Source organism: Rothia sp. L_38, assembly GCF_050689125.1.
Taxonomy (GTDB): Bacteria; Actinomycetota; Actinomycetes; order Actinomycetales; family Micrococcaceae; genus Rothia.
In genome coordinates this window covers 88,796-115,427 of sequence record NZ_JBOEQD010000008.1, presented here as the reverse complement: position 1 = coordinate 115,427, position 26,632 = coordinate 88,796, and the positions used below count along the sequence as shown (strand labels likewise).

Sequence of the window (26,632 nt, the reverse complement as noted above, 5' to 3'; positions counted from 1 at the left end):
AACTCTGGTGCCGACCCGAAGGTCTCTTTAATCTAACCACCCTAAGACAGGCGTTTTCTTTCGTTTACCTGGGAGAACCCTTGAAAAAAGACTGCTTGGGGGACAAGCTGGGGCGTGTACCCCCGGTTTCTGGGCTGCTCTTGGGGTGCAGCTGACCCGGGGTGTCCCCTAAAAATCTTAGCGATGTGATGAAACAGTCGTACTATGACGATGGGTGAAGGCACCCAGGGCAGCAAGCACCACAGCAACCGTGACCGATATGAGCACCTCTAGGCGATGGGCTTCGGTGATACCCATGTACACCAGCAGGGCTAACAGACCCACGATGAGGATGTAGTTGATGACGCCGCTTCCCCCTTCACCATCTAGCCTACGGCTCCGCAGATGGGAGACCGCCACAATCAGCCAGACAAAGATGCCAACCCCGCCAGTGGAGTTCACCAGCAGGGAGAAGACCTGCTCGGGCATGAAATAGTTGAGGGCCACCGACACCACCCCGATAAGAGACGAGAGCACAATGGCGTTGCGGGGCGCCCGGGTACTAGAAACGCGGGAAAAGGCGCGCGGGGCGTCCCCCTGCTCTGCCAGGGCAAAGACCATGCGCGAGGCAGCATAAAGACTAGCGTTCAGGCACGACAGCAGGGCCGTGAGCACCACAATATTCATGGCCAACCCGGCATAGGGAATACCCAGGGCCTCAAACATGGTCACAAAGGGAGAAGAACCCGCCGTCACCATCGTCCAAGGAATCACCAGCAGAGTCACCGCAATAGACCCCACATAGAAGAAAAGCACCCGGAAAATCACCGACCGCACCGCCTTAGCCACAGCAACCGCAGGGTTACTAGACTCACCGGCTGCCACCGTGGCAATCTCAGCCCCAAACATCGAAAAAATCACCGCTAACAGGGCGGTAAAAATCGCACCCACACCGTTAGCAAAGAAGCCGCCCCCCGCCGTGTAGTTAGCAAAGGACGCCGTGGAGTTAGGGATCAGCCCCAGCACAGCCAGAAGACCCACCACAATAATCACGGCAATCGCCCCAATCTTGATGGAGGAAAACCAGAACTCCGCCTCACCGTAGGACCGCACTGACAGCAGATTCAAACCCATGAAAGCCAGAACCAGCACCAGGGCCACCAGCCACTGAGGAGCCGCCGGCCACCAGCCACTCACAATAGTGGCGGCCGCTGTAGCCTCAATCGCCACCGTCACCGACCAAAACCACCAGTACAACCAGCCCACCGAGAACCCAGCCCACCGGCCAATATAGCGACGGGCATAGACAGAAAAAGACCCCGTCTCAGGAGTCCGGGCAGCCATCTCACCCAGCATCCGCATCACCAGCACCAACACCGTGCCAGCCAGCAGATAGGTCACAATAACAGCAGGGCCCGCCGTCACAATAGCCGTCGACGAAGCCACCAACAGGCCAGCACCAATCGCCCCGCCCATAGCAATCATCGACAGATGCCGCGGCTGCAAAGACCGGGCCAAACGGGTATCAGATACCGGCTGCTTTATCTCGCGTGTAAGCGTCACACATACCTTCTTGAGCTACAGCGCACCCACATGTGCGCACCTGCTTTAACCACCGGCGTCCGCAAAAACTTCCCGCCCGCGCACCCGGTGGCAGCTGCAGATAATCCTAACCGTTACGCAAGTGTTACGCACAGTTGAGTTCTATGACGCCGCCACCTACACACAGCGCAACAAATGCCCCTACCCCCAACAGCCCACTAGGCTGGTGGGTAACTGAATCTTGCGCCTGAGCCGCGCACCACAGAAGGAGAACCATGGCAGAGAATGCAGCCGCACGCCAGACCAAAGTCCGCGCCTCAGAACTTATCGGCCGAGGCTGGCTCAACACCGGCGACAAACAGCTTTCCCTCGAAAGCCTGCGCGGAAAAATCGTCATCCTCGACTTCTGGACCTTCTGCTGCATGAACTGCCTGCATGTGCTCGATGAGCTGCGCCCCCTCGAAGAAGAATTCGCAGACGTCCTCGTCACCGTCGGCGTGCACTCACCCAAGTTCGAACACGAAGCCGACCCGGTGGCGCTCGCCGCCGCCGTCGACCGCTACGACATCACCCACCCCGTACTCGACGACCCCAACCTGGACACCTGGAACGCCTACACCGCCCGCGCCTGGCCTACCCTGGTCGTCGTCGACCCCGAAGGCTACATCGTCGCCCACCTCTCCGGTGAGGGCCACGTCAAGGGCCTCACCTCCCTGGTGCACGAACTCGTCGAAGAACACGAAGCCAAGGGCACCCTGCACCGCGGCGACGGCCCCTACGTGCCCCGCCCCAAGCCCCAGGGCACCTTCGCCTTCCCCGGCAAGGCCCTTGCCCTACCCGAAGACCTGGCCGGACGTCCCGGCACCTACCTGGTCACCGACACCGCCCGCCACCGCCTGGTGCAGGTCGAGGGTGACCTTGAAACCCCCCTGGCCAGCTTCGGCGGCCCCGAGAAGGGCTACGCGGACGGCGACGCCACCACCGCCCGCTTCAACGAACCCCAGGGCCTGGCCCTGGTGCCTGCTGATCTGCGAGAGACCCTGGGGGCGGACGTCCTCATCGCCGATTCTGTGAATCACCGTATTCGCGGCCTGCGCCTAGCCGACGGAACCGTCACCACCCTGGCAGGCTCCGGCGCCCAGCGCCTGATCGACGGCGACACCGCCCGCACCGACCCCAACTTCATTGCCGAGGGCGCCGATCCCCGCTCTGTCGCCCTGTCCTCCCCTTGGGACCTGGTCTACTCCCGTGAGGCATCCGTCTTCCTGATCGCCATGGCAGGCACCCACCAGATCTTCAGCTTCGACCCCGCAACCGGCCAGCTGGCTGTTTTCGCGGGTACAGGTGCCGAGGGTCTTAAGGACGGCGCGGCTGCCGACTCCTGGTTCGCCCAGTCCTCCGGCATTATCGAAGCCCGTGACGGCTCCATCTGGGTTGCCGACTCCGAAACCTCCGCCCTGCGCCAGATCACCTTTGAGAACGGCGCAGCTACCGTCAGCTCCGCTGTGGGCATCGGCCTCTTCGACTTCGGCTTCGTGGACGGCACCCGTGAGGACGCCCGCATGCAACACTGCCTGGGCCTCACCGAACTGCCCGACGGCTCCATCGCTATCGCCGACACCTACAACGGCGCTATCCGCCGGTTCGACCCGGCAACCGGCACCCTGGGCACCCTGGACCGTGGCTTTGCCGAGCCCTCTGACCTGCTGGTGGAAGAGACCAAGGACTGCGGCGCCCGCCTGATCGTGGTGGAAGCCAACGCCCACCAGCTGGTGCGTGTAGCTATTCCCGAGGCCATGCAGCACGTGGATGAGGGGGCCTCCCAGGTTACCCGCAAATCCACCCAGCTGACTGGCGGCACCTTGGACTTCACCGCCCGCTTTAGTGCCCCCACCGGTCAGAAGCTCGATACCCGCTGGGGCGACCCCACCCAGCTCAAGATTTCATCCACCCCCGAGAACTTCATCCTCGAAGGCGCGGGCACCTCCCAGGGCCTGACCCGCCACCTGGTGCTCAACCCCGAGATTACCGAGGCCGTCCTGCACATTACCGCCCGCGCAGCAGCCTGCGACGGTGAACCCGGCGGCGAAATTCCCGACCACGCGGCCTGCCACCTCTACCAGCAGGACTGGGGTCTGCCCGTCATCGTCACCGGGGATGCCGCAGACGAGTCTGATCTGGTGCTAGACCTGCGCGGGGTGAACTAGGCAAAGCAGGGATGTTTAGCCAGCGGGGGTAAAGGTAAGAGTCTCCCCGCTGGCAGAGAGCGAGCCAGTCAGGGTAAAAGGAACTGTCTCTGTGACCTGCTGGGTCTTGCCCGTATAGAGGTCAAGCTCGGTAAAGGAAATCTCTGCCTCACCGCTGCTCTTACCCAGGGCCCACTTGCCCCCGGCCAAAGTCACCTCTGGCTGGGGGTACTTCGTGACAAGCCAGGTCACATCGCCGTCCACTCGACCTGAAAAGTCGTACTCAAAGGGGCAGCCGGTGGGGTAGAGGGAACTCTGCGCGGCACAGGTATCAAGATAGGTCTTAATCTGCTGCTGAACCGAGGTCACCGCAGTTTCAGAAGGGGTGAGTTCTACAGCAAGGGTGGACGGCTCACTACTGGGAGCCGTCACATCGACCGTCTGCGACCCAGCGGTATACAGTGCTGACTCATAGGTGACCGTATAAGAGCCGGGGTAGAGCACCGCAAACTTACGGGTTCCTCCCTCAACCGCCACCTTAGTGTTATTGAGGGTAGCGGCCTCCACCGAATTTGAGGTAATTTCCACGGTCGGCAGTTCACCGGCGTCAATCTGCCACTGGTCAAAGACTCCCCAGTAGGAGCCCACCTTATGCAGATAGAAGTCCGTGCTACCAGCCTGCCCATCGAGGGTGTAGGTAACGGTCACGGTAGCCCGCTCCCCGCCGTCCGTCACGGTGATAGTTTCGGTCGAAAGATCTTTGAGACCGGCAAAGGAGGCCTGCAGGGCATCCCCATCGAGCATAGCGGCGCTGGCATCGGGAACCTGGGCACCCAAGATACCCAGGGCTTTAGAACCGTCGCCCTCCCGCACCGCAGCGAAGTAGGCGCGCACCTGCCCCTGCGGCCCGTAGACCAGACGGTTAATGAGGGCTAAAGAAGTAAGGGCGATAACAAGCGCGGCAAGGACGCCCAACAACCACCAGGCTAAAACACGGTCTACTGAAGATCTAAAATGCACCCTTTAAATGTAGCTCACACGCGCTTACGCCCCGTTTGGGCGGTACTGCCGATAGAGTAGAGCCATGGCAGAACACGCTCACCAGGTACCCGATAAGTACGGGGCCGTCACGAAGATCTTTCACCCCCGTATCAACTCCTACCACCGCCGCCTCATCGCGGGTGTGCCCGCGGGTGTGCTGGCTTTAGCTTGCATCTGGTTCATGGTGGCCAAGCGCCCCACCCCGGTCTTTATGGTGCTTCTGGGCCTAATCACCCTGGGTGCCCTCTTTGCTATCTACTCCACCCTGCGCCCCCAAATCGTGGTTAAAACCGAAACCCACGTACTGAGCGGACGCCTGTTCGGCTGGCAGGCTGCCGAGCTCAGCTCGATTTCTCAGACCGTCTTCGCTGAGCGTCTCACCCCCCGCCAGGCAGCGGGCAAGGAGCTAACCGGCATGGCAGCTTTGCGCTACAAGGGGGTGCCCGCCCTCTGGGCCGTGAACGCTAAGGGCAAGCGTGTTTTCCGCCTTGACGGGCGTATCTGGGACGCCAAAACCCTGCGCTCCATCGCCACCGCAATTGCCCCTCAGACCACCGTCTACCAGGTCATCAACGTGACCCAGATGAACAAGCAGCACCCCGGCCTGGTGACCTTCAACGAGCTACACCCCGGCTGGAAGTCCACCACCGTGGGCGTCATCTCCCTGCTCTTCCTGCTGGCCCTAGCCGTTGCCGCCGTTCTCCCCGAAGAGACCCTGCAGCAGTTCAATATTCTGTAGCCAGACGTTCACCGGCTAAAGAAAGGCCCGGGGTTCCCCTGATATCAGGGGAACCCCGGGCCTTGGCCTATCTGCTGGGAACAGGCCCTAGAAACTACTGGCGGTCATCCGCGACGATTTCGTAGTTTGAGGTGAGCTGGCTGTCGTCCGCATCAGCATCTGCCTCTACATGGTTCTCGTAGTCAGCGTTAATCTCAGCAATGATGTCTTCGACGAAGCTCATGACCCTGCCACCACCGAAGACCGGCCCGCCTGCCAGAAGGCCGTCCGCACCGAGCGCGACAGCGCTGGGGGTGCCGTTGCCGAAAATGCGCTGGGTTTTAAAGCCGGGGTCAACAAAGGCCTGGATATCGCCGGTGAAACTGAAGCGGTCGATATCGGAGTCGTTTGATACGACCGGGTGAATGCCAAGCATGGGCAGCTGCTGCTGCCATTCGTCAATCTTGCCGATGACCTGGTGGCAGTGACCACAACCGGGGGAGACGAAGAAGAGCACACGGGCCTGCTGCAGGGCCAGGTCACGCAGGCTGGTTTGTTCGCCTGAACCGGCAGGCAGTGAGCGGTCCTCGTGGGGGTAGTAGAGGGGTGCGAAGGGGACAGGGGTGCGGACGTACTCGCCCTCCTCATCCACGGGTGATTCAAGGGCCGGTGCGGCCTTCTCTTCCTCGGTAGCAGGAACCAGCTCAGAGCAGTAAATCGCCCAGAGGGTCAGCGAGGCCAGGCCGGCACCAATCACCCAGAGCCAACCGTTGGCGTCGAGGGCCAGGAGCATGGTCAGGGCTGAACCGCCGGTGGTCAGGGCCCCGATGAGGGCGCCACAGGCAGCCAACAGGAGGGCTGTGTTGCGAACCAGGGTGTAGACCGAGACGGGGGCGGTAGAAGCTGACCCGAAACAGTTACAGCTGGCGGTATTACCCTGGACCACAGCCCGTGCGATAACGGCCCAGTAACCAATAAAGAGCAGCAGGGCGGCTAGAGCCGCAAGAATCTGGATAATACCGGGGGCAAAGAAAAGGACGGCCGCCAGGGCCAGCTCTGCCCAGGGCAAGACCCTGGCAATCGGCTTAACCGGCAGCCACTGATCTAGCTTGAGATTGACGATAGCGGTAACCGTGCTGGAAGGCTCTTTCGCCTTGGCGTAACCGCTCACAGCCAGCGTCACAATAATGGTGAGCGTGCATAGCACTAGGGGAGTCATAGTCTGCTTTCGTGCGAGTGAAATAAGATACTTATCTTTTTAAGGGTACGCTTCTTCAGCACGATGCAGGGGGTGCACTACGCCACTGGCCCAAGAGAAAGAAAAAACGGGCCTAGCAGGGGGCTCCGGGTAGCAGTTACCGGCCGGTAACGTACCGAACGTTAAGCTTGCCCTCAACTTTTAGTCAGCTAGGGGTGGCCCCTAGGTAACGTTAGCTTTTTAGCCTAGTCACGGCACATACACTACACACGAAAGCACCCGCATGTCTCTCACCTTCCGTCGGGCCGCCAGCTGCGCTGCCGCGTCCTTACTCCTCTTTACCGACGCCTACGCCCCCGCCCAAGCTGAATCAGCAACCTCCACCCCCAAGAACGTCATCGTGCTCATTGGCGACGGTATGGGTTATAACTACCTCGACCTCTACAACGCCTACACCACCGGCAAGGTGCACTACCAGGTCGAAACCGGCGGTGACCACAAGGCCATCAGCGCTACCCTGCTGAACTCCGCCTACAGCGGCAGCGGCTTCCAGAGCTGGAACCGTCTTTCGATGCAGACCAACTGGGCCGAGGGCCCCGCCTACGACCCCAACGCTGCCTGGGCTAACTTCGACTGGGTCAAGAACAGCCCCACCGACTCCGCCGCAGCCGGCACCGCTATGGCCACCGGCGTCAAAACCTACAACGCCGGCATCGGCGTAGACGTGAACGAACAGACCGTCGAAAACCTCTCAGAACGTGCCAAGTCACTGGGCAAGTCCGCGGGCGTGGTCTCTAGCGTGCAGTACTCCCACGCAACCCCGGCGTCCTTCTCTGCCCACAGCCTTTCACGCAACAACTACCTAGAAATCGCCAACCAGCAGGTCTACGGCACCATGGACGTGGTGATGTGGGCGGGCCACCCCTGGTACAACAACGACCACCAGAAGATCTCCAACCCCAGCTACCGCTACATCAGCGAGGCTGACTACACCGCCCTCTCAACCGGGGCTACCGACTTCACCTTTGTTGAAGACGACGCAGCCTTCGAGAAACTCACCACCGGCGACACCCCTGACCGTGTTTTCGGCATCGCCCAGGTCGCCACCACCCTGCAGCAGGCCCGCAGCGATGCAGCTACCCCCAACGATGTCGTTGACCTGCCCACCATGACCCAGGGCGCCCTCAACGTTCTGGACAACAACTCCGAAGGCTTCTTCCTCATGGTCGAAGGCGGCGCCATCGACTGGACCGGCCACGCCAACCAGACCCAGCACGCTCTTGAAGAGACTACCGACTTCTTTAAAGCGGTAGACGCTGTGAACGCCTGGGTTGAGCAGAACTCCAGCTGGGACGAAACCCTGGTCATCGTAACCGCTGACCACGAAACCGGCTACCTCATGGGTGACCCCGAAGGCGGCTTTAATCCCATGGTGCCCCAGGGCATCGGCCAGTACCCCACCCACTCCTGGAACTCGGGTGACCACACCAACATGCTGGTTCCCTTCTTCTCCAAGGGGGCCGGTGCTGCCGAGCTAGAGGCCGCTACCGTAGGGCGTGACCAGGTGCGCGGACGCTACCTCGATAACACCAGCCTGGCCAACTGGCTGCTCGACACCAAATGGGTCGCCTCAGCTGAACCCATCCCCGCCCCGACCGAAGAGCCAACGGCTGAACCCACCGCAGACCCTTCAGCTAACCCCACCGCAGAGCCGACCGTTCAGTCGACCAGCCAGCCCACCGCCGATCCTACCTCTGCCCCCAGCGCTGAGCCGAGTGCGTCCGCCGCCCCCAGCCAGGAGCCCCCAGCAGAACCTACCGCTTCGACCCAGCCCACCAATTCCGACCAACAGAGCACTAGCGCAGCCGCCCTCACCTCGGGCGCTGACACCTCCGGTACCGGCAACGTTGCAAGTAGCAGCACAAAGCCTGCCAAGGGTGTGCTGGCCTCTACCGGCGCCTCGGTGGCCGCCCTGGCCCTTGGCGCGCTCGCCCTGCTCGGCCTCGGTGCTCTTGCCCTGACCGTCCAGCGTAAGAAGCGCTCTAGCTAGTACCCTCACCGAGCACCTCGGCAGTGCCCTTCTCTGGCCCTCCGGCAGCCTTTCGCTGCCGGAGGGCCAGCCGTTTTGCTGCTGGTTTCTTGAAGATCTGCGGTAGGGCGCCCGCAAGGGGCTGGGGGAGTACGGTATTTTTGAAGTGTGCTATTTTCTGATCAGGATATCCGCAAAGAGATTGATGCCGGGCGAATTGCCCTAGAGCCCTACGATCCGTCAATGATTCAGCCCGCCTCGGTTGACGTGCGCATTGACCGCTTTTTCAGGCTCTTCGACAATCACAAGTACCCCTACATCGACCCTTCCCAGGCCCAGGAAGACCTTACCCGCCTGGTAGAGGTGGCACCCGATGAGCCCTTCATCCTGCACCCTGGCGAATTCGTGCTGGGTGCAACCTACGAGAAGGTGACCCTGCCCGATAATATTGCTGCCCGACTTGAGGGCAAGTCCTCCCTGGGGCGTCTGGGCCTGCTCACCCACTCCACCGCCGGCTTTATCGACCCCGGCTTCTCGGGCCATGTGACCCTGGAGCTGTCGAATATGGCGACCCTGCCGATTATGCTCTGGCCCGGCTCTAAGGTCGGCCAGCTTTGCTTCTTCCAGCTCACCAGCGCAACCGAGCACCCCTACGGGTCAGGAGCCTACGGCAACCGCTACCAGGGCCAGCGCGGCCCCACCGCCTCGCGCAGCTACCTGAACTTCCATAAGACCCTCATCCCTACCGATACCCCGATCAGCTAAAGGAGCCCCCTCATGCGCGGCCTGTTGCTTCACCCCGCAGACGTTCCGGTGCTGGTGGTCTTTGAGGACGCGTCGGACCGGCTCTGGGAGGACTCCCTGCGTGCCTGGGGGTCCCTAACCCCGCAGATTATTGACCCCCTCATGGAGGCCCATGCGGAGGACGTCCGCCTGGTCGTGCTGACCCGGCGGCCAGCTGCCGACGTGGTAGCTGCCTACCCCAAGGGCCTTGAAACTACCACTATTGATAGCTCTGACGAGGGGCTTGCAGCCGAGCGCCTTACGGTGCACGTCACCATGCACCTGCTCAAAGCCCATGCGGGGAACAAGCACCTCTTGCACGCCGCTGTATTAGGCGACGCAGAGAGCGGGCAAGCTGTGGGCCTGGTGGCAGCTTCTGGCACCGGTAAAACCACCGCAGCCAGCGTGCTGGGGGCCTCTTTTGCCTACCTCAGTGACGAGACGGCCGTGGTCAACGTCGATGACCTGAGCATCATGCCCTACCCCAAGCCCCTTTCGGTGATTGAAGAGGAAAATGCGCCAAAGGTTCAGTACGACCCTGCTCAGCGGGGGCTCAAAGTCGCTGCGCCTGGCAGCACCTACACCCTCTCGCACCTGGTAATTCTTGACCGGGATAAGACCGGGCAGGCACCGGTGAGCTGGGAACGCCTGCCGCTCGATGACGCCCTCTTTACGATTGTTCTGCAGTCCTCTGGGGTGCAGCAGATGCCCCAGGGGCTAGGGGAACTAGCCCGACTTCTGAACCGGGTGGGCGGGGCTATCAAGCTGACCTACAGCGAGATTACTGAGACGCTCCCTTTCTTCCGTGACCTGCTTGCGGGGCGACTAGGTATTCCGCCGCTCACCCCAGATTTTGAATACCTGTGTGACCCCGAGCCCGTAACGGGTGGGACAAGTGGCGACAAGCTCTACCAGCGGGCCCCCGGTACTGAGGGCTTGGCAATTGGGGATAGCTTCTTACTGACTACATCAGGCAGGCTCTCACGTATCTCTATCATCGGTTGGGATATTTGGTCTTTCTTAGAGACCCCCCAGCGTGCAGACGATATTTACGAGGCCATGATTGAGCTTTACGGAGACATCGCCCGCCTTGACTTTGACACGGCCCTGCGGGGCATGGTCGACGGGCAGATGCTCAAAGTCATTCGCCAACCTGATGCCCCTGAGGACGCCCCGCTCCCCGATAGCCGAACCTAGGCCGGTCAGGGCTTACTTCCCTGCGGCCACCTGTGGGTCCTTAATGGGAATCATCAGGAGCAGGCCGGCCAGGAGCACGATGATGATGCCGACGATGCCCCAAATCTGGCTGCCCATGAGGGTGACGAAGATGCCGAAGAGGGCGGGGGCCAGGAAGCTGGCCGCGCGGCCGGTGGTGGAGTAGAGCCCGTAAATCTCACCTTCCTGGCCTTCCTCGACCAGGCGACCCAGATAGGATCGAGCCGCTGACTGAGCCGGGCCGACAAAGGCGCACAGGGCGAGGCCGCAGACCCAGAACATGGTGGTGGACGGCCAGACCAGCAGGGGGATGGCTACCACGATGAGGGCTACCAGCGAGAAGATAATGACGCGTTTGGGGCCAAAACGGTCGTCGAAGAAACCGCCCAGCATGGCCCCTGCCCCTGCCACGATGTTGCCGAAGATGGCAAAGATAATCACCTGGTTGGTACTAAAGCCAAAGGAACCCGCCGCGAGGATGCCGCCGAAGGTAAAGATACCGTTGAGGCCGTCGCGGAAAACAGCGGACGACACCAGGAAGTAGAGGGTTGTGGGGGCCTGCCGGTAGAGCCTGACGACGGTGGCAAAAAGCTGTTTGTAGGAGGCGAGAACCCCGGTACGGGGGGCGTCCGGACGCACCGTCTGCGGCAGGGAACGCACCTTGAGAATCAGGGGCAGAGAGAAGACTAGAGCCCAGGCCGCCGAGAAGAGGGCCACGGCGCGGACGTTGAGGGCGCCGTCCTCCGTAATACCTATCAGACCGGGGGAGATGAACCCCACGAGCACAAGGAGCAGGGCTACGATGCCGCCAAAGTAGCCAGCTGCCCAGCCGGTTCCGCTCATTTTGCCGATGGTATCTCGGGTAGAGATAGTGGGCAGGATAGCGTTGTAGTTGACCACGGCGAACTCATTGACCAGGTTGCCCAGGGCCAGCAGGGCCACACCCCAGATAAGGTAGTCGGGGGAGGGGGCTACGAAGAAGCACAGGGCCATCAGAAGCACCAGGAGCAGGCTGTTGACGGTCAGCCAGAGGCCGCGGCGGCCGGTCACATCGGCCCGCTGGCCCGAGAGCGGGGCAAGTAGAGCGATGAAGAAACCTGCGATGGTGAGACCGGCGGAGAGGACGGCCGAGGTGTGCTCGGTGCTGCCAAAGCTGGAGCTGGTGAGGTAGACCGTGAAGACGAAGGTCGTCATGATCGCGTTGAAGCTGGCGTTGCCCACATCCCACAGGGTCCAGGCGAAGAAGGTGGAGCGGGAGGCAGGGGCGGTAGCGGTGGCGCTGCCGGGTGCTGGTGTGGTCATGGCTATATGCTATCGGCCCGGTTGTTACTTGTGGCCTGTGAAACGGTTAAATGACGGTAAAAGTAAAGGCTGGCCCCGCTCATCACTGAGCGGGGCCAGCCTTGCAGGCGGGACTACCGGCCGGGCTTAGACCTCAGCCTGGTTGCCTGATCCGGCCTTTGCTTCAATCTTGTGCTGGGCACGGGTGATGCTGACCTTGATGACGGTGCCGACCAGGCCGGTGATGAGGGACCAGAGGATGATGTCGCGCCAGCGCTCATCGTCGTCGGGGTTATTGGCGGGGGGCTCGTTGCCGGTAATCTTGGTCCAGGTTGCGCCCAGGACCTTGTTGGCCAGGGCAACGCCGCCGAGTGAGGCAGCGGTTCCTGCGATCTTGATGAGGGGGTTCATGAGGTTCCCTTTCGGTAGCTGATGGAGGCTCTACAGAGAGCTACTGGCACTAACACTATCAGTACTGTGTAAATGTGGGCAGCTGGCAGCGGCTTCTGTCATAAAAGTTTGTATCTTTTCTTTGCCCGGTTGACCTGCCTATACTACAAAGGCGTTCAGAAGGAACGTCCGCCCACGGCGGAAACGACAGGGGAGCGCCCACACGGGGCGCTGAGAGTGCACATGCAGACCCTCGAACCTGATCCGGTTAGTACCGGCGCTAGGGAGTCGAACAGAACGGCTGGTTTTTTTGCCTGCCGGTGCATGCCCCCTTTGCTGTACCACACCAAAGGAAGGCTTATGTCTAAGAAAGCTGCGCTGACCTGGCGCGTTAACGATATCGTAGTAGCCTCTGTGCTGGCTGTTGCCTGCGCTGTGCTCTTCTGGGCCTGGAATAACGGCGGCTACAACATGGCCCAAACCGCCTTGGCCCTGGCCCCCGAGTACGCCTCGCTGGTGGGCGGCACCTGGCTGATTGCGGGCGTCCTTGGCGGCTATATCATCCGTAAGCCCGGCGCTGCCCTCTACACCGAGCTGCTGGCTGCGGTGATTTCTATGCTGCTGGGCAGTAGCTACTCTGTAGCGATTATTATCTCCGGCATTATCCAGGGCCTGGGCACCGAGCTGGTCTTCCTGCTCTTTGCCTACCGCGTCTGGAACCTGGGCACCGCCCTGCTAGCGGGTGCTTCTGCCGGTGCCTTTATGAGTATTTCTGAGCTCTTTATCTACTACGCGGGCGTCTTTGAGGGCTCCAAGGCTGTCACCTACGCGGTGTGCGGCGTTATCTCCGGCACCCTGCTGGCTGGTCTGGTGTCGTGGCTTCTCACCCGCGCCCTGGTGACGACCGGTGTGCTCGATTCTTTGGCCGCTGGCCGTGCCCGCCGCCGGGCTAGCACCTCACCCCGTTCCCAGGCCTAGACCGGGGGCAGGCGCGTGCAGATAGAGCAGGGGGCCCGCTTTGTGGCCCGTAATTTCGGCTGGCACCACCCCGGGCGGGCTACCCCTGCCTTTTCGGGGCTGAACTTTGAGATCGCCCCGGGGCAGAAAGTGCTCCTGGTGGGCCCTTCTGGCGCGGGCAAATCGACTCTGCTGCACGCCATGGCGGGCCTGCTTGTTGACGAGGACGACCAAACCCAGCTAGGTGAGCTGACCGTCAACGGGCAGACTCCCACCGAGGCCCGCGGGGTCTGCGGGCTTATGCAGCAGGACCCCGAAAGCTCGGTGGTGCTGGCGCGGGTAGGCGATGACGTGGCCTTCGGACCCGAGAACCTGGGGGTGCCCCGCGAGGATATCTGGGACCGGGCGACCTGGGCCCTGGAGGCCGTCGGTCTGGGCTCCCTGCCCCTTGACCGTTCCACCTCGGCTCTCTCTGGCGGGCAGAAGCAGAGGCTGGGCTTAGCCGGTATCTTGGCTATGCACCCCGGTGCCCTGCTCCTGGACGAACCCACCGCCAACCTCGACCCGGCGGGTGTGCTTGAGGTGCGCGACGCCGTCCTGGCCGCCGCTGCCGCATCGGGCGCTACCCTGGTGGTTATTGAACACCGGGTTGGTATTTGGGCAGAGCACGTTGACCGGGTGCTGGTGCTCGATGCTCAGGGCGGTATCAGCTTCGACGGCCCGCCTGCGCAGGTGCTGGAACAGGCCCGCGACCAGCTCATTGCCGGTGGGGTGTGGGCGCCCGGCTATGTGCCCCACCCGCCCCGGGCAAGGAAGGTGGGGGCGGACGTCCGCCCCGGGCAGGGTACGGACGAGCCCTCCCCGCTACTTGAGGCCCGCGAGGTGGCCCTGACCCGGCAGCTACCTACCCGTCACCAGCGCAAGGAGCGCTCCCGCGCTATCGCCGCGGGGCAGGTGCCTACTCTCGATCTGCCCACCCTAGCTAGTGGAATTAACCTGACCCTTTCTTCCGGGGAGCACCTGGCTCTTTTGGGGCCCAACGGTGCCGGGAAGTCGACCCTGGCGCTGACCCTTGCCGGGCTAATCTACCCGGCTGCTGGGCAGGTCTATGCCCACGAGGCACTCGTCGCGGGTCTACCCGCCCGGCACCGTAGCTCCGATCCGGCTAGCTGGCCCGCTGCCGAGCTGGCCGATCGTATCGGTCTGGTTTTCCAGGAGCCGGAGCAACAGTTCCTTGCCCCCACCGTGCGCGCAGAACTAGAGTTTGGCCCCCGGCACCTGGCCCGTGTGCGCAAGGAGAAGATTGATGAAGACTGGCTGGCTGCCCGCACCGATGAGCTCCTTGCCCGCCTGCGCCTTACCGACCTGGCCGATGCTAACCCCTTCACCCTCTCGGGCGGTGAAAAACGGCGGTTATCGGTAGCCACAGCCCTGGCTACCGAACCGGCTGTCCTGGTGCTTGATGAACCTACCTTCGGGCAGGACGCCACCACCTGGGCCGAGCTCGTCACCCTCATTAAAGAACTGCTCGACCGGGGGCTTGCCGTTATATCGGTAACCCACGATACAGACTATGTAGCGGCCCTCGGCGGTACGCGCCTGACCCTGCAGAAAGCGGAACCCACCCATGGCTCTTGACCTTTTCGCGCTAGGCCCTGCCCACCGTAGCCGCGCCGGAAAGCTCAACGCGGGCACCAAACTGCTGGCTACCTTCCTGCTATCGATAGGGCTGCTGCTCATCAAAGACTGGGGCACAGCCCTAGTGGTATTTGCCCTTGAACTGGCCCTGCTCAAAGCCTGGGGCGTGCAGCCGTTCGCCCTGTTGGCCCGTTTCTGGCCCCTGCTGATTGGCACCCTGCTCACCGGCTGGTCCACCTCGCTGATCGCCGATAAAACGGGGGAGACGGTGCTCCAGGTGGGGTTTATCTGGATTACCACCGACTCCCTTGCCATGGGTATCTCCCTGATGATTCGTGGCCTGGCCCTGATTCTGCCCAGCCTCTTGCTTATCACCACCACTGACCCCACCCACCTGGGCGACTCCCTGGCACAGACGGCTAAACTGCCGGCCCGCTTCGTCCTGGCAGCCCTGGCCGCCCTACGCCTGCTGGGGCTCATGTTCAGCGAATGGCACACCCTGGGGCAGGCACGGCGGGCGCGGGGACTGGGGGCAAGCGACTCCCTGCTCCGCCGCGTCCGTACCCTGGCCGGGCAGACCTTTGCCCTGCTGGTGCAAGCTATCCGGCGCGGCACCCGCCTGGCTGTCACCATGGAAGCTCGTGGTTTCGGTGCCGGGCCCCGCACCTGGGCCCGCGTTCCCGTCTACAGCAGGGATGATTCGATCTTCCTGCTGTGCTGTCTGGGAACGCTCATCATCGGCTACGTGACATCGGGCCTTGCTGGCACCCTCACCTGGGTGTGGCAGTAAAAATATGACCTAAAAAGTCCAAAAATCTTTGAGAAAGCCCCACCGACCGCGTTAGAGTGAAAGCGTGTACCCGGTCACCAGACCCCACGCCTGGTAGTACTGGGAAAGAGTTCGAGCTCCCGACCAGAGGGCTCGAAGAACGCTCGCGCCGCACGCGGTGCTCGCATCAGGTGCTCCCGCCCCGCAGCCCTTAACGCCAGGTTGCCGCGGGAGCATCAGCGTTAAGGGTTAGGCTTGGAAGTATGACTACAACCGTTGTGATGCTAACTGAAGCCAACCCCGCCGGTGAGCTGGTTGACGCCACCGCCCCCCTCATCAACATCGAAGACCAGGGGCTGACCCGCGGCGACGGCGTCTTTGAAACCATGCTGGCCGCTAACCGCCGCGTCCGTAAATTTGAAGCCCACCTGACTCGCCTGGCCGGCTCCGCCCGCTTGCTCGACCTGCCCCTGCCCGCTGAAGATAATCTGCGGGCTGCTGTGCAGCTGGCCGTCGATGCCGCTGCCCAGGGGCCCCAGACCGTGCTGGGTGAAGAGCACACCGTCAAGATCATCATCTCCCGCGGTACCGTTGAAGCCGGCCCCCACGCCTGGGTGACCGTGGCCCCGTCCTCACCCACGATTCTGCGTCAGCGCGAGCAGGGGGTGCGAGCTATGCTCCTGCCGCGCGGCCACGACCCCGCCGAAGACTCCGCCTACCCCTGGCTCCTGGCCGGAGCCAAGACCCTCTCCTACGCCATCAATATGTCAGTACTGCGCTACGTGGGCAAACACGGTGCGGACGACGCTATCTGGGTGACCGACGACCGCCGCATTCTTGAGGGGGCAACCTCATCGGTAATCGTTGCCAAAATCGAGGGGCAGAAGAAGGTGCTCTACACCCCCGAACCGGCCCACGGCATTCTGCCCGGCACCACCCAGGGTGCTATCTTTGCGGGCGCTCGCGCAGCCGGGTGGGAGCTCGGCTACGGGCCCCTCTACCCCCAGGACCTGCTGGAGGCGGACGCCGTGTGGCTGGCGTCCTCGGTACGTCTACTGGCGCCGGTTACCCACCTCAACGGTACTCCCGTGGCCACCGATAAAGAACTAACCGAAGAACTGCTGGGCTACCTGGCGCGCGGCTAGCGGTGGGGTAGATACTCGCTAGGGTTTGGGTCGGTCAATCGCGTAGTCGCTCTCGGCCCGCGGCGTAGTAGCTAGGCTCAGAGCGCTGAGGGCCGCAAACCCCATCATCGCGCAGGCCATGGGTAGGTAGGCGCTGCTGCCGCCCAGGGCAACCAGGGCTGAGGCGTTACCAAAGACCATGCCGACCGAGGCTGTGAAGGCAAACAGCAGAACCATGGTGGGAACAAGCGAAGGGGTGCCCAGTAGGAAGTAGCCCAGCAGGAGCAGGCTGACGGTCAGCAGGGAGCTGGTGCCAACGACGAGGAGCTTGCGCAGGGCAACCTTACCCACCAGGGAAGTCATCACGGTGGAAGCAAGGACGATGGCCAGGGAGTTCAGGCCAAAGACGTAGGTGAAGTGGGTTTCGCTCAGACCCATGACGTTTTGCAGCAGGTAGGGCGAGCCGGAGATATAGCTAAAGAGGGCACCGAAGGCCAGCACCATGGTCAGCATGAACCCCCGGTAGCGGCGGATTTGGGCCACCTCGATAATGCCGGCATAGGCTGAGAGCAGGGAGCCGGTGCGGCGCTTGTTAGCGGGCAGAGACTCCTTGATGAAGAAGAGAACCAGCACCAGGGAAATAGCGATAATGACGCTAATGACCTTGAAAATATCGCGCCAGGTACCGTGAGCCAGCACGAAGCCGCCGATGAGCGGGGCGGCGACCGGGGCGATACCGTTGATCATCATCATGATGCCCAGCAGGCGGGCGGTCTGCAGGCCGCTGGTGGAATCGGCCACGATAGCGCGGGCTAGCACCATGCCGATGGAGCCGGTAAAGCCCATCACGAAACGGGCCGCAATAAACAGCTCAATGGTAGGCGCAAAGACGCAGACCAGGGCCGAGAGGGCGCAGAGGGTTACACCGATGAGCAGGGGCAGACGGCGCCCGGTCTTGTCTGAAAGCGGCCCCACGATGAACTGCCCGGTACCCATACCCACCATGAAGGCGGTCAGAGTCAGCTGGGCGTAAGCGGTAGTGGTACCTAGATCAACCGCGATAGCCGGGAGTGCTGCCAGGTACATATCAATGGCCAGCGGGCCCACAGCGGTGAGTGACGCCAGGGTAATAATTGCAATCGGCGGCAGGCCCCGATTAGGTGCGGCGGCTGAGCTCATCGGCGGTGGGTCTTCCTCTTAGGGGCGGTTTTCAACCCGTCCATTCTACGCTCGCTGGTTTCTTATTTGATAGGGAAACTAATGTGATGTTGCAGAAATGAAAAAATATGACCTACCGCTGAAAATATCAGTGCGTGCTCTAGGATTAATTTCAGAGACTTTTTACTGCAAGAAAGATTGAGGGTTGATGGGGGAAAACACGGGCCGGTATTTGCTTTCTTTTAGTGCCGGCGCCTTGATGCTTAATGAGTCCTTGACAGTGGCCAGGGTCTATTGCGATTTTCGCGATTGGGAAGCCACTCGGCAGTACGTGTTAGAGAATAATTCGATTCAGGCAGCGGCTGAGTCGAGTCTCAAAAGGTACACGGCTGAGGTTGTTGGCCGACTGAGAATGCTGACTGATGATGAGATAGGGTTCCTTGCAGATGCCTCAGCGGCTGATCAAAAGCTCGCTATCTGGGTTGCAATCTGCCGCCGCTATACCTTTATCGGGGAGTTTGCTGAGGATGTGCTTCGACAGAAGTTCCTGCTTCACGACTATGCACTGACTTACGAAGACTACGACCGGTTCGTAGCCCAGAAAATGTTTTGGCATGAGGAACTAGAAGAGCTGACGGAGCTAACCCAGAAGAAATTGCGGTCGGTCATTTTTAAGATGCTGGGGGGAGCTGATTTGGTCAATGATGCTGGACTGATCTCGATGGTTTTTCCGTCTGCTGAACTGCTCAGGCTGTTTGACGGGGCAGAGCCAGGGTCTACGGCCCGTTTTTTACCTACTTTTGAAGGCGGTGCATAGCATGGCAACTGATCAGGAGCTGATAACTCTTTTGGGGAGCGAAAGTTTTCTTACGATGAGGGGGCTGAGCAATGAGGTTCCTTTCTTCATTTATCCCTTTGACCCCACAGATGCGCTGAACGCGGAAAAGTCCTTGCGTCTCGTGAGCGGGCACCTGCGGCAAGACGGTATTGATGTCGTGACGATTAATCTCTTTGACCTATGTCTTGAGCTCTTGGAAGAAAGAGGTTTGCTGAATCCTGTGCTTAAAGCAGAACCTCGGCAGAAGACTAAGTCAAAGTTTGCTGCTGGCTTGCAGAGCATGCTCGATGTAGAGACGATGATTGCTCCGCGGATAGCTGCGCGGTCGATTGACCATAGGCTTGTGGTTGTGCACGGTATCGGGGCTGTGTTCCCCTTTATCCGTACTCATGCTCTTCTGGAGGCCCTACAGATTCATATGCCACCGGTACCCTTGGTGCTGTGGTTCCCAGGTCAGTACACCAAGAATGAGGCTCGTGGGTACGAGCTGAAGGTGTTGAATATAGCCGCTAGCGATAGCTACTACCGGGCTAAGAATATCGAGGAAATGGTAAGGGCAGGTTTGTAATGCAGATTAATAATCTTTTTGCGAAGGACATTCAGCGTTCTATTGAGGGTGTGATCAAGGCTGATGACACGAAGCAGCTGGGTACTGAAGTTGAAGAGTACGTTTTAACGGCGGAAGCCGCACATGCTGTTGAGAATCTACTGGATAGCTATAACAACAAAGACGGTAGCAACGGCGTGTGGATTTCCGGTTTCTTTGGGTCTGGTAAGTCCCACCTGTTGAAGATGCTAGCGCACCTACTGGGCACTGTTCCACAGCATGAATTTGATCGAGCTGTGGCTGTTGATGCTTTTTGTCAGAAAGCTCGTGAAGCTGATGAATTGACCTTGGAGGGGGCTATCAGCCGCTCGGCTGGGATTCCGGCAACGAGTATTCTCTTCAATATTGATCAGAAGGCCAGCAACTCGGTAGAGAAGGGCGATGATGCCCTGCTAGCTGTTTTTGTGAGGGTTTTTGACGAGGCCTGTGGTTACTTTGGTCGGATGCCCCATGTAGCCCAGTTTGAGAGGGACCTGGACGCGCGGGGGGAGCTTGAGCGGTTCAAGGCTATTTACGCTGAGGTTGCTGATTTGCCTTGGGAGGAGGGACGTAGCCATAGTTTCTTGGAGGAACACAACGCGGCTGTTGCTTACGCCCGGTTAAAGGGAGCATCAGAAACTGATCCTGTTCAGATTCTGACCCAGTACAGCGATAACTACAGCGTTACCGTTGAAGACTTTGCCCAGAACGTCAAGGACTGGCTAGACCGCCGTGAGGATTCCCGGTACCGGATCAACTTCTTTGCTGATGAAGTGGGGCAGTTTATTGCCAATAATGTGAAGCTGATGCTGAAGCTCCAGACGGTTGCTGAGACCCTGATGACAGTCTGTGAGGGGCGTTCTTGGGTCTTTGTAACGTCGCAGGAGAGCATGGACGCGGTTCTGGGTGACCAGACGAAGCAGCAAACGAACGATTTCTCTAAGATTCAGGCCCGTTTTAAGGCCCGTTTGAAGCTTTCTAGCCAGGATGTTGAAGAGGTCATCAGTAAGCGTCTGCTGCGTAAGAACGATGAGGGTGCGGCTGAGGTGAGGGCCCTTTATGCCCAGCAGCATCAGAACCTGAAGACTCTGTTCGATTTCCATGATGGTTCACGGGTCTTTGGTCATTACAAAGATGAAAGTCATTTTGTAGATATCTACCCTTTTGTGGGTTATCAGTTCCGTCTATTTCAGAACGCTATTGAGGGTCTTTCCCAGCAGAACGCTTTTGAAGGCCGGTATTCGTCGGTGGGCGAGCGGTCAATGCTGGGGGTCGTTCAGGACGTTGCCCGGCAGATCGCTGAACAGGAAGTCGGTTCGACGGTTAGTTTTGACCGTATGTTTGAAGGGATTAAGAATTCCCTTCGATCCTCGATTGTGCGTCAGATTGCTGCCGCTGAGGTTGAGCTTGATGCTTTTGCCGCCCAGTTGCTCAAGGCTCTTTTCTTGGTTAAGTACGTTGATGAGTTCAAAGCTTCTGAACATAACCTGGTGGTCCTTATGTACGAGGGTTTCAATACTGACCTTTCGGTTGTGCAGGCAAGGGTAAAACATGCTTTGCAGGATTTGGAGCAGCGCAGTTTTATCCAGCGTAAGGGAGAGCTCTTTGAGTATCTGACAGACGCTGAGAAGGACATCGAACAGAAGATTAAGAATGTTGAGCTGGACCCGGGGGAGGAACTGAAGGAGTATCAGCAGAACATTGCATCTATTCTGGCTGGCACTAAAATTCGTGATGCTGCCACGGGCCGGGATTTTGCCTACACTCTCAAGATTGATAATACGTCTGCGGGCCGGGCACAGGATCTTAGCATTAACTTTTTGACTCCCCTCTATGAGTTCCATGAGAATCTTGATGCTCTGCGCGGGCACAGCATAGGCAAAAAAGAGCTTGTGGTGATGCTGAGGCCTGATGAGCGGCTGGCACATGATATTCGTCTGTATGTTCAGACCAATAAATATGTGAAACGCACCCAGGGTAGCTCTGCTAGTGAAGATGCAACCAGGGCCTTGAACATGAAGGTTCAGATTAACCAGATTCGAGGGCGGGAGCTGAAGGGCCGAATCGAGAAAGCTATTCTTGAATCTGCTCTGTTCGATAATGGTTCTGAGCTGATGGATATTTCTGCTCCGACGGCTAAGGGCCGGGTAGAGATTGCTTTCTCTCGTCTTGTGGGCCGGGTGTATTCTGAGCTGTCTCAGTTGGGGAATGCTCGAGCGACTGAGGCAACGATTCGGTCCATCCTGAGTTCTGAAGAGACGCTTGAGGGTATTGAGACCCAGAGTTCTATGGCTGTGGCTGCGGAGACAATGCTGGGGGCGATAACCCGTAAACAGAATGAGAGCCTCAATGTTGCTTGGTTGACTGGTTATTTTGAGGGTAGCCCCTACGGTTGGGACTCCCTCTCATCTCGCGCAGTTCTTGCCCTTCTGGTTTCCGGTGGCAAGGTCACGGTGAGTAAGGATAGCCGCCCCCTAAAGCGAACCCAGGTTGCTGAAGCCCTGACGAAGGCTACAGGGTTTGATGCGTTGTGGTTGAAGGTGACCCGCCAGATTCCAGAGAAACAGATTCGGGATATGCGGGAGTTTTTGCATGATCTTGAGCCGCACGAGAATCTTCCTGTCTTTGATAGCGCTGAAGAGCTTGCTGCCTATGCCCTGACGCGAATTCAGGCTGTATTGGCTGAGGTAGTTCAGCTGGAGAAAGAGCCCTACCCTTTTACGCCGCTGCTTCAACCACTGCGGGAGACCCTGGACGACTTCAAGCAGTATGCTTCTACCCCTGTGGCTCTTTTCAGCCAGGGGGAAGGCTTGGAAAGCCTTTTGGACGAGGTCGAAAGCGTGCTGGCTCCTGTGAGGGGCTTTATGAAGGGGCAGCAGCGGAAGGACTATGACCGGGCTACCCAGCTTTTAGATCGTGAGAAGGTGAATCTTGCGTCTGTTCCTGCTTCGGCTGTTGACCAGCTGAGGTCTGCCCTGGCAATGGAAAAGTGCTTTGATAGTCGTGTTATTCAGAAGATCCGCCAGCTGACGGGAGACCTGATTGAGAAGCTTGACCTGGCCAAGCAGAGTGCGAGGAGTCAGGCTTTAGAAAATTTGGGTCGTGGGCGGCAGGAACTTGAAAACCTGCCGGAATGGGCGCAGGCTACCGACGCTCTGCGGGGGCGGATTGATCAGGAGTTCCAAGGAGCTCAACAGCGTATTGTGGAAGAAGCCTTTATCCCCCTGATTCAGTCGGAGGCCCAAGCGTTTGAGCAGACTAGGATTCCTGCTCTGGCCCAGGAGTTGCTGGTTGCTTTAGCGGAGACTCCTACTGCTGACCCTGGAGAGAATCAGCCGGCTCAGGGGGAAGCTGAACCCAGTAAACCATCCCAGAACCTTCCTGGGCAGGCTGCCCAACAGGTATCGGCTCCGGTTCAGATTGGTCAGCTGATGAAGCCTAAGGGCGCCCCCCAGGTTTTGCGTTCTCAGGCTGATATCGATTCCTATGTGAGCCTCTTGAGGCAGGATCTTGAACGGGCTGTGGGTGAGGGCTGCTACATTATGCTCTTCTAGCCCTACCCATGAAGCGGCGGGCGCTGACACTTACCGCGTGTTCAGCGCCCGCGTTTGTTTTAATGAGAAGTAAGTTTTGATTCAGAGTAAAGGTGTATGTATGGATACTTCAGCGTTGAAGAATTTTGCGGCTGAGACCCGTCGGGAGCTAGCTCAGGGGGTGGCTGCCCGACTTGATACTGTGCTCATGCAGGGGTCGGATGAACGCCTGGATTTTCCTACTCTGGTAGGGAAGCTAGAGCAGACGATTGCTGAGTCGTCGCGTGAGGCTGTAATTGAGCGGGTGACCTACCTGTGGTTTAACCGTCTGGTGGCGATGCGGTTTATGGACGCTAGGGGCTATTCCCCGGTGGGGGTAGTGTCGCCGGAAGAGGGAGTTAATCCTATGCAGGCTCCTCCCCAGGTGGTTTCGGATGCCTTTGCCGGCATGATTGATGAGAGCATTGTGAAGTCTCTGGGAGTGGCTGGAAAGATCCGGGATATTGTGAACGGGGTAGCCCGTTCTCAGGATCCTTATTCTGATGTTTTTGCCCTGCTGGTGGATGAGTACGCTCAGCATTTTCAGACCTGGGTTCCGGCGATGTTCCCGGAGGCTGATGATGTGAGTAATTTGCTTCTTCCGGCTAACCTGCTTGCTGCTCATTCTGTGGTGCGTAAGATTGCCCAGACCATGACGGTTGAGATGTGCCAGGACGTCGAGGTGATTGGTTGGCTGTACCAGTTCTATATTGCTGAGCGTAAGGACGAGGTCTTCGGCGGCTTTAAGAAGGGGAAGAAAGCGGGAGCTGCTGAGATTCCTGCGGCGACCCAGCTGTTTACGCCGAACTGGATTGTGCGTTACCTGGTGCAGAATACGGTGGGGCGTACTTGGCTGCTGAATAACCCGGGTTCTGCCCTGCGGGAGCAAATGGAGTATTTTGTGGAGCCGGTGGGCGGCTTGGAGTCTGTCCAGGACTTTGTGCGTATTAGTTCGCCGGAGGAGCTGACGGTTCTGGACCCGGCGGTGGGATCTGGCCATATACTGACCTATGCTTTTGATCTGCTCTATGAGATGTATTGTGAGGCTGGGTATGCAGAGGCTGAGATTCCTGGTTTGATTTTGGCTAAGAACCTGGTGGGTTTGGAGTTGGATGAGCGGGCGGGTGCTCTGGCTGCTTTTGCTTTGACGATGAAGGCCCGTGAACGTTACCGCCGTTTCTTGCGCCCGGACCGTGTGGTGGCCCCGCAGATTTGCGTGTTGCAGAAGGTGTCTTTTACTGGCGAGGAGCTGAGGCGCCTGGGGGAGGGCTTTGATTTTGCTGCTGACCATGCGGTGAATGGTGAGCTGGTCCAGGTGGATGCTGATGTTTTTGCTGGGTTCTGGAACCAGTTTGAGAACGCTGATGTGTTTGGCTCTTTGATTCGCCCGGATGCTGCTGTTCTGCAGGTAGTGCGTGAGCATGTTGAGGCGTTTGTGGGGGAGGCGGACGCTGAGCCCGGGCTCTTGCTGGATGAGCTGGCTGAGCTTCGGGAGAAAGCCCGCCTGGTACTGCGCCAGGCTGAATTGCTTTCGGTGACTTACGTAGCTGTGGTGGCTAATCCGCCCTATATGGGTTCCAAGAACATGTCGCCTAAGATGACAGCTTGGTTGAAGGAAAACTATCCTGATACGGCGGCTGATTTGATGACTGCTTTTATGGAACGGGCAGAAACTCTTGGCAAAAAATCTGCCTATTGGGGCATGATTGATTTACCTTCGTGGATGTTCTTGTCATCTTTCAAAAATTACCGTGCCCACTTGCTGAAGGACCTACAGGTAACGATTCTTGCCCATCTGGGGCGTGGTATCTTCGGGTCTGATTTTGGTTCTGTTGCCTTTATTATTCAGAATAGTGAACCTTCTGCGACTGCACGTGGCATTTATCGGAAGCTCTATGACCAGCATGTTGAGGTGCGCTCGGTTGAGGTAATTCGCCAGAGGTTCTTTGCCGAGGCTGAGAAGCAGTTTGAGGTCAAGCAAGCAGACTTGCTGAAGGTCCCAGACCAGGCCCTGGTCTACTGGCTGACTGATGAGATGCTGGCTGCTTTCAGCAAGGGCAGCAAACTGAGTGTAATTGCGAATGCTAAAAAAGGCTTAAGTACAGGAAAAAATGATATATTTCTTCGACTATGGCATGAGGTAAGTATAAAGCTGGCTGATCTTATGCATAGTCCTGGTTTGCCTACAAAAAATAAATGGTACCCCCTGAATAAGGGTGGTTCCTATCGAAAATGGTATGGCAATCAGGACTACTTGATTAATTGGGAGAATGATGGTGCAGAAATACTTAGATATAGCAAATCGACAGTAAGAAATAGTCAGTTCTATTTTTATCCATCAGTTACCTGGACAAAACTCACTAGTGGCATGGCATCTTTCAGGAAGCTTCCAGAAGGGTTCGTGGTAGAGGACTCTGCCCAGTCTCTTTATTCTGACCTGAATATTAGTGACGTTCTCGGTGTATTGAATTCTTCTTTGATGGTTCATGTGTTAGCTTCGGTTTCTCCCACGCTTAATTTGACTGTAGGAGACATTGGCAAAGTTCCATTTATTCAGGACTTGGGCCTAGATATTAGTGTGAACCATCTTATCGATATACACCGCCGTGACTGGGATTCCTCCGAGAACTCCTGGAACTTCACCGTCAATTCTCTCTGCCGGCTGGCTGCCAGCACTGGCACTGGCACCCTTGCCGACCTCATCACCCAGGACTTTGAACAGGCCCTGGCAACCGTTGCCACCGTGCAAGACCTGGAACACGAGGTTAACGTCAAGGTCGCCGGGGCCTACGGAATCACCCACGGTGTCGAGCTAGAGACACCGGCTGACCGCGTCACCCTGCTCAAAAACCCCTACGCTCGCTACGGCACGGGCCTTGCACACGATGAGCTCCTGGCTAAGTACAGCCAGGACTCCGTCAAGGACCTCATCTCCTATTTCGTCGGCGTCCTCTTCGGCCGCTACTCCCTCGACGCCCCCGGCCTCATCATCGCCAACCAGGGCGAAACCCTAGCCGACTACCTGGCCAAGGCCGGCACCGACGCACCTACCTTCATCCCCGACGAAGATAACGTCATCCCCGTCCTAGCCGACGACCGCTTCGAGGACGACATCGTCGCCAAATTCCGGGCCTTCCTCAAAAAAGCCTTCGGTGAAGAAAACCTCGACACCAACCTCACCTACATCGAAGCAGCCCTCAGCAAGAGCGTGCGCAAATACTTCACCGACGACTTCTACGAGGACCACCTCAAACGCTACTCCAAGCGGCCCATCTACTGGATGTTCTCATCCACCGGTAATGGCAAGGGTAGCTTTAAAGCCCTGGTCTACATGCACCGCTACACTCCGGCAACCGTCAGCACCGTACTTAACGACTACCTGCGTCCCTACATGGACAAACTCACCGCCAACCGGGAACACCTCCAATACACGATCGCCCACGGCCAAGGCCGCGAAGCAACCAGGGCCCAGAAAGAGGACGACGCGCTCGCCAAGACCCTCAAAGAGCTCACCGACTACCAAGACAGCGTGCTCTACCCCCTAGCCGTTGAGAACATCCACATCGACCTGGATAACGGCGTCGCCCACAACTACCCCCTCTTTGGAGGAGCCCTCCACTCCCTCTAG

At 59.0% G+C, this 26,632-nt stretch carries 19 protein-coding genes and 1 riboswitch; of the genes, 13 read left to right on the top strand and 6 right to left on the bottom strand.

The annotated features are described in order from the left end of the window. Positions 1-177 precede the first annotated feature (177 nt). Positions 178-1,542, bottom strand: coding sequence for an amino acid permease (locus ACRCJM_RS07715; RefSeq protein ID WP_237187191.1), 1,365 nt, complete (start codon positions 1,540-1,542; stop codon positions 178-180). A gap of 254 nt (positions 1,543-1,796) precedes the next feature. Here ACRCJM_RS07715 and ACRCJM_RS07710 point away from each other — a divergent pair, with 254 nt between their 5' ends. Then, a complete protein-coding gene (locus tag ACRCJM_RS07710; protein ID WP_431464458.1) occupies positions 1,797-3,728 on the top strand; it encodes an NHL domain-containing thioredoxin family protein in 1,932 nt (643 codons plus the stop codon). A gap of 15 nt (positions 3,729-3,743) precedes the next feature. On the opposite strand, the gene ACRCJM_RS07705 is transcribed toward ACRCJM_RS07710, so the two are convergent. After that, on the bottom strand, positions 3,744-4,682 hold the full coding sequence (locus ACRCJM_RS07705; protein ID WP_431464457.1) for a hypothetical protein: 939 nt from the start codon (positions 4,680-4,682) through the stop codon (positions 3,744-3,746). Between the two features lie 109 nt (positions 4,683-4,791). Here ACRCJM_RS07705 and ACRCJM_RS07700 point away from each other — a divergent pair, with 109 nt between their 5' ends. Then, the gene (locus tag ACRCJM_RS07700) at positions 4,792-5,487 is read left to right on the top strand and encodes a hypothetical protein (protein ID WP_237187188.1); all 696 of its coding nucleotides are present in this window, start codon (positions 4,792-4,794) and stop codon (positions 5,485-5,487) included. 94 nt (positions 5,488-5,581) lie between these two features. Here ACRCJM_RS07700 and ACRCJM_RS07695 read toward each other — a convergent pair whose 3' ends face one another. Beyond that, positions 5,582-6,685, bottom strand: coding sequence for a MauE/DoxX family redox-associated membrane protein (locus tag ACRCJM_RS07695; RefSeq protein WP_431464456.1), 1,104 nt, complete (start codon positions 6,683-6,685; stop codon positions 5,582-5,584). A 262-nt stretch (positions 6,686-6,947) separates the two neighbouring features. On the opposite strand from ACRCJM_RS07695, the gene ACRCJM_RS07690 reads away from it, so the two are divergent. The 3 genes from ACRCJM_RS07690 (at position 6,948) to ACRCJM_RS07680 (ending at position 10,673) form a co-directional block, all read left to right on the top strand. Next, positions 6,948-8,714: an alkaline phosphatase gene (locus tag ACRCJM_RS07690; protein WP_431464455.1), complete on the top strand. Its 1,767-nt coding sequence runs from the start codon at positions 6,948-6,950 to the stop codon at positions 8,712-8,714. A 147-nt stretch (positions 8,715-8,861) separates the two neighbouring features. Continuing rightward, entirely contained in the window at positions 8,862-9,458 is a 597-nt protein-coding gene (gene dcd / locus ACRCJM_RS07685) for a dCTP deaminase (protein ID WP_431464454.1), read from the top strand. A gap of 12 nt (positions 9,459-9,470) precedes the next feature. Further along, positions 9,471-10,673 (top strand): hypothetical protein, encoded by a 1,203-nt coding sequence (locus tag ACRCJM_RS07680; protein ID WP_431464453.1) that lies wholly within the window; start codon positions 9,471-9,473, stop codon positions 10,671-10,673. 12 nt (positions 10,674-10,685) lie between these two features. On the opposite strand, the gene ACRCJM_RS07675 is transcribed toward ACRCJM_RS07680, so the two are convergent. Then, complete coding sequence (locus ACRCJM_RS07675) at positions 10,686-11,993, bottom strand: MFS transporter (protein WP_431464452.1); 1,308 nt, start codon at positions 11,991-11,993, stop codon at positions 10,686-10,688. 126 nt (positions 11,994-12,119) lie between these two features. Next, positions 12,120-12,383 (bottom strand): DUF4235 domain-containing protein, encoded by a 264-nt coding sequence (locus ACRCJM_RS07670; protein ID WP_185173499.1) that lies wholly within the window; start codon positions 12,381-12,383, stop codon positions 12,120-12,122. A 178-nt stretch (positions 12,384-12,561) separates the two neighbouring features. Then, positions 12,562-12,666, top strand: a riboswitch (TPP riboswitch). Between the two features lie 56 nt (positions 12,667-12,722). Between ACRCJM_RS07670 and ACRCJM_RS07665 the strand changes: the two genes are divergently transcribed. From ACRCJM_RS07665 to ACRCJM_RS07650, 4 genes are all read left to right on the top strand, one after another. Next, entirely contained in the window at positions 12,723-13,340 is a 618-nt protein-coding gene (locus ACRCJM_RS07665) for an ECF transporter S component (RefSeq protein WP_431464451.1), read from the top strand. A 15-nt stretch (positions 13,341-13,355) separates the two neighbouring features. After that, positions 13,356-14,957, top strand: coding sequence for an ABC transporter ATP-binding protein (locus ACRCJM_RS07660; protein ID WP_431464450.1), 1,602 nt, complete (start codon positions 13,356-13,358; stop codon positions 14,955-14,957). Then, a complete protein-coding gene (locus ACRCJM_RS07655; RefSeq protein WP_237205706.1) occupies positions 14,947-15,747 on the top strand; it encodes an energy-coupling factor transporter transmembrane component T family protein in 801 nt (266 codons plus the stop codon). The genes ACRCJM_RS07660 and ACRCJM_RS07655 overlap by 11 nt, the downstream gene beginning before the upstream one ends. Before the next feature lie 242 nt (positions 15,748-15,989). Continuing rightward, complete coding sequence (locus tag ACRCJM_RS07650; protein WP_431464449.1) at positions 15,990-16,871, top strand: aminotransferase class IV; 882 nt, start codon at positions 15,990-15,992, stop codon at positions 16,869-16,871. An 18-nt stretch (positions 16,872-16,889) separates the two neighbouring features. Here the strand turns inward: ACRCJM_RS07650 and ACRCJM_RS07645 are convergent, their stop codons facing one another. After that, positions 16,890-18,029, bottom strand: a complete 1,140-nt coding sequence (locus ACRCJM_RS07645; RefSeq protein WP_431464448.1) for a multidrug effflux MFS transporter — start codon at positions 18,027-18,029, stop codon at positions 16,890-16,892. Between the two features lie 187 nt (positions 18,030-18,216). Here ACRCJM_RS07645 and ACRCJM_RS07640 point away from each other — a divergent pair, with 187 nt between their 5' ends. The 4 genes from ACRCJM_RS07640 (at position 18,217) to pglX (ending at position 26,632) form a co-directional block, all read left to right on the top strand. Next, a complete protein-coding gene (locus tag ACRCJM_RS07640) occupies positions 18,217-18,825 on the top strand; it encodes a DUF1819 family protein (RefSeq protein ID WP_431464447.1) in 609 nt (202 codons plus the stop codon). A 1-nt stretch (position 18,826) separates the two neighbouring features. Then, entirely contained in the window at positions 18,827-19,414 is a 588-nt protein-coding gene (locus tag ACRCJM_RS07635) for a BREX protein BrxB domain-containing protein (protein ID WP_431464446.1), read from the top strand. Further along, a complete protein-coding gene (gene brxC, locus ACRCJM_RS07630; RefSeq protein ID WP_431464445.1) occupies positions 19,414-22,986 on the top strand; it encodes a BREX system P-loop protein BrxC in 3,573 nt (1,190 codons plus the stop codon). Before ACRCJM_RS07635 ends, brxC begins: the two co-directional genes overlap by 1 nt. 100 nt (positions 22,987-23,086) lie before the next feature. Next, positions 23,087-26,632 (top strand): BREX-1 system adenine-specific DNA-methyltransferase PglX, encoded by a 3,546-nt coding sequence (gene pglX / locus ACRCJM_RS07625; protein ID WP_431464444.1) that lies wholly within the window; start codon positions 23,087-23,089, stop codon positions 26,630-26,632.